This is a genomic window from Allobosea sp. 47.2.35 (assembly GCF_024655635.1).
In the GTDB taxonomy this organism is placed as follows: Bacteria; Pseudomonadota; Alphaproteobacteria; order Rhizobiales; family Beijerinckiaceae; genus Allobosea.
This window is the reverse complement of record NZ_JANLGI010000051.1, coordinates 1-3,433: the sequence shown is the minus strand read 5'-3', so window position 1 is coordinate 3,433 and position 3,433 is coordinate 1. Positions and strand designations below refer to the sequence as shown.

General features: G+C 64.2%; 4 protein-coding genes. All 4 read left to right on the top strand.

Features of this window, described 5'->3' with window-relative positions; all coding sequences use genetic code 11:
* Positions 1 to 176 precede the first annotated feature (176 nt).
* On the top strand, positions 177 to 794 hold the full coding sequence (locus tag NUV79_RS25115) for a peptidylprolyl isomerase (protein WP_257735799.1): 618 nt from the start codon (positions 177 to 179) through the stop codon (positions 792 to 794).
* A gap of 134 nt (positions 795 to 928) precedes the next feature.
* The gene (gene hchA / locus NUV79_RS25110; RefSeq protein ID WP_257735798.1) at positions 929 to 1,780 is read left to right on the top strand and encodes a glyoxalase III HchA; all 852 of its coding nucleotides are present in this window, start codon (positions 929 to 931) and stop codon (positions 1,778 to 1,780) included.
* Positions 1,777 to 2,496 (top strand): PA1136 family autoinducer-binding transcriptional regulator, encoded by a 720-nt coding sequence (locus NUV79_RS25105; RefSeq protein ID WP_257735797.1) that lies wholly within the window; start codon positions 1,777 to 1,779, stop codon positions 2,494 to 2,496. The genes hchA and NUV79_RS25105 overlap by 4 nt, the downstream gene beginning before the upstream one ends.
* A gap of 24 nt (positions 2,497 to 2,520) precedes the next feature.
* Entirely contained in the window at positions 2,521 to 3,294 is a 774-nt protein-coding gene (locus tag NUV79_RS25100; protein ID WP_257735796.1) for an SDR family oxidoreductase, read from the top strand.
* Positions 3,295 to 3,433 lie beyond the last annotated feature (139 nt).

Genomic DNA, 3,433 nt, shown 5'->3' with positions numbered 1-3,433 from the left:
CGAAATCTCAGCGATGACCGCGCCGCAGCGCCCTGCCGCGAGAGCGGCTTAGTCCATTGGCGCTCAACGCCCCACGAGAAAGGCATCAAGGCTCTCTTGCGAGCCGTACCCCGCATGACGCCATATGGTCCGCAGTTGCGACGTTCTCTGGCGATCTGGGTTTGACGGAGATTTCGATGGAAGCCGATGGTTTGACGCTGGTCACGTTCGATACCGAAGACGGCCGCTTGGTGCTCGGCATCGATGAGGCGCGCGCACCTCTCACGGCTGCAAACTTCCTAGCCTATGTCGATGGCGGCCATCTTCAAGCTGCGACGATCTACAGGATTGTGACGCTTGCCAACCAGCCGCCTGGCACTCTGCATCCTATCGAGGTGGTCCAATTCGGCTCGCCCGCGCCAAGTGAAGAGCGTGTGCCGCCGCTGCCACCGGTACCCCATGAGCCGACCTCATCGAGCGGTTTGCGACATCGCCACGGTACGCTGTCGCTGGCTCGACGTGCACCTGGAACCGGCGGCCACGGATTCTTCATTTGCATCGGCGATCAGCCCGAACTCGATGAAGGTGGCGGCCGGAACCCCGACAGAGCAGGCTTCGCAGCGTTTGGTCGGGTCGTCGATGGCGCCGACACACTTCTACGCTTGCACCAGCGCGCGGAGGCGACGGAGTACATGCAGGCGCCGGTCGGAATTCTTGGCATCCATCGAAGCACCGGGCTTGTCGTCCAAATACCCTGTTTGGTCGGCTCTGCCGCTGCCGTTCCAGGCGATCAGGAATGTCAGCTTCCGGGTTAACGCTGGATATCTGGAACTGGTGCTTGCCGGCCTGGCGGCGAGCGTTCATTGGCGTTGAGGGAAAACCCTCATTGCCGCCCGGTGTCGGCGGCTTAGGTTGAGGTCGATCGTCATTCACGATGAAGGAGGATGCCGTGGCCAATCCGCAGACCGATGACAAGCGCCCGACCCGGGACCCCGCCGAGGATAACGCGTTCTTTCCCTCTCCCTATTCGCTGAGCCAGTTCACGGCTCCGAAGTCGAATTTGAGCGGCGCCGACTATCCTAACCCGTACAGAGGCGGGAAGAAGATCCTGATGATCGGCGCGGACGAGCGCTACCTGCTCACCGATAACGGCACGTTCTTCTCGACTGGCAACCACCCGGTCGAGACGCTGCTGCCGATGTACCATCTCGACAAGGCCGGCTTCACCTTCGACGTGGCCACCGTGTCCGGAAACCCCGTCAAGTTCGAGTTCTGGGCGATGCCGTCCGAGGACCGGGAGATCAAGGGTCTGTTCGCGAAATATCGTGATCGGTTCAAGCAGCCGCTGAAACTGTCCGAGGTGATCGGCGAGGGGCTCGACGACTATGTCGCGATCTTCATCCCGGGTGGCCATGGCGCCCTGATCGGCCTCCCCGAGAGCGAGGACGTCAAGGCCGTGCTGGAATGGGCCGCCGCCAAGGACAGGTTCGTCGTTTCGCTTTGCCACGGGCCGGCGGCCTTCCTGGCGGTCGGCGACAGCGGCATTTACCGGGGCTACAAGATCTGTGCCTTCCCCGATGCGCTGGACGCCCAGACGCCGGGTATCGGCTACATGCCGGGCCATCTGACCTGGAAATTCGGCGAGAAGCTCAAGGCACTCGGTTTCGACATCCTCAACGAGGGCATCTCGGGCGCTGTGCACCGGGACCGCAAGCTGCTGACCGGGGATAGCCCTCTGGCCGGAAACGCCCTCGGCAAGCTCGCCGCCGACACGATCCTGAAAGAGGTCGGCGTGGCGTGACGATCCCGCCGAACGAGGCCGCGATTGCGATCGCCGTCGCCATCGAAGGTGCGGAGAGCCTGCCGGCCATCCAGCAGGCGGTCCGCACCTTCGCGGCCTCGTTCGGCTACGACCGTTTCGTCCTGTTCTCCGCATCCTCGGGTCGGGAAGACGTGCTCGACCGCATCTACTGGGTCGAAGGAGACTGGTTCGGTGATGGCGAACGCGTCGACGCCGAAACCTATGTCCGACACTGCCCGGTGACGCGCCATATCATCGAGGTCCGCGAGCCGTTCTTCTGGACCAAGACGAGGGAAGAGAGCGGCGAACTCTACCGCGTCGTCCGGTCCCCGCGCGGCCGGGGCATCCATGGGCTCCAGATCCCGGTATTCGGGTCGCTGGGCCTGGAGGGGGCGATGAGCCTGGGCGGCGAACGGATCGACTCGTCGCCTCGTGCCAGGGTCGCGCTTTCGTTGGTCGCAGGGGCCGCCTTTCTCGCGGCGCAGAGGCTTCTCGAAGCACCGGCCGGAGAGGGAAACGGGGAATTGACCCGCCGTGAGCGCGAGATTCTGGCCTGGACGGCCGCCGGTCGTCGCCAGGGCGAGATCGCCGCGACGCTGGGGCTTTCCGGGCGCACGATCGAGAACCATCTGCGGCGAATCCGCAAGCGACTCGGCGTCGCGACGACGGCACAGGCGATCCGGGTCGCGATCCGGACGGGTGAGATCACCGCGTGAAGCGATGAAGCCGGGAGATGTGGGATGGGCAAGACAGTCCTGGTGACAGGTGCAGCATCTGGCTTCGGCCGTGGCGTGGCGCTCGGCCTCGCTTGGCGCGGGCATCGCGTCATCGCAGGCTGCCAGATCTGGCCGCAAGTCTGGGAACTGCGCAATGCAGCCAGAGACGCTGAGGTCGGCATGGAGGTCATCAAGCTTGATGTCCTGAACGGCATCGATCGTTCCAAGGCGCTGGGCCTTGAGATCGACGTCCTGTTCAACAATGCAGGCATCATGGAATCCGGGCCGATCGTCGAGATCCCGATCTCGGTGTTCCGCTCGGTCTTCGAGACAAATGTCTTCGCTGCGCTGGAGCTGGCCCAAGGCTTCGCGCGCGCCATGGTGAAGCGCGGCGCTGGCCGGATCGTCTGGACATCCTCGGTCGCCGGGCTGGTCAAGGTCCCCTTTGATGGCGCCTACGCGGCATCGAAGCACGCCGTCGAGGGCATCTGCTCGGCGATGCACGAGGAACTGAAACCCTATGGCGTGCAGGTGGTGACGGTGAACCCCGGCGCGTTCCGCACCGGTTTCAACGACACGGGCATGGAAAGCATGGACCAGTGGTGGGACCATGGCGAGCGCGTCGTCGCCCACTGGCCGGTGCGCGCGCTTGATCGTCAGCACGATCCCGCCGAGATGATCGAGGCGATCATCGGCGTCATCGAGGCGGACGACCCGCCTTATCGCACCGTCCGCCCTGCCGGCGCCGAAGAGATGGTTCGCAAAGAGCAGGCGGAGATCTGGGATCGACGCGCCTGAAGGCCCACGGACATCGTGGAGATCGTACCTTGTGGGGTCGTGGCAGCAATGCCCGCTTCTCGGCTGCAAGCGAAGTTCTGCTATTGTGAAGGGTTTCGGATGCTGGCCCGTGCGAGCGGGTTTGGACCGGGCTGAGGGC

Excerpts from the sequence above, each read along its gene's own strand:
- NUV79_RS25100 (WP_257735796.1), top strand. The coding sequence starts at position 2,521 with ATGGGCAAGACAGTCCTGGTGACAGGTGCAGCATCTGGCTTCGGCCGT.
- NUV79_RS25115 (WP_257735799.1), top strand. The coding sequence starts at position 177 with ATGGAAGCCGATGGTTTGACGCTGGTCACGTTCGATACCGAAGACGGC.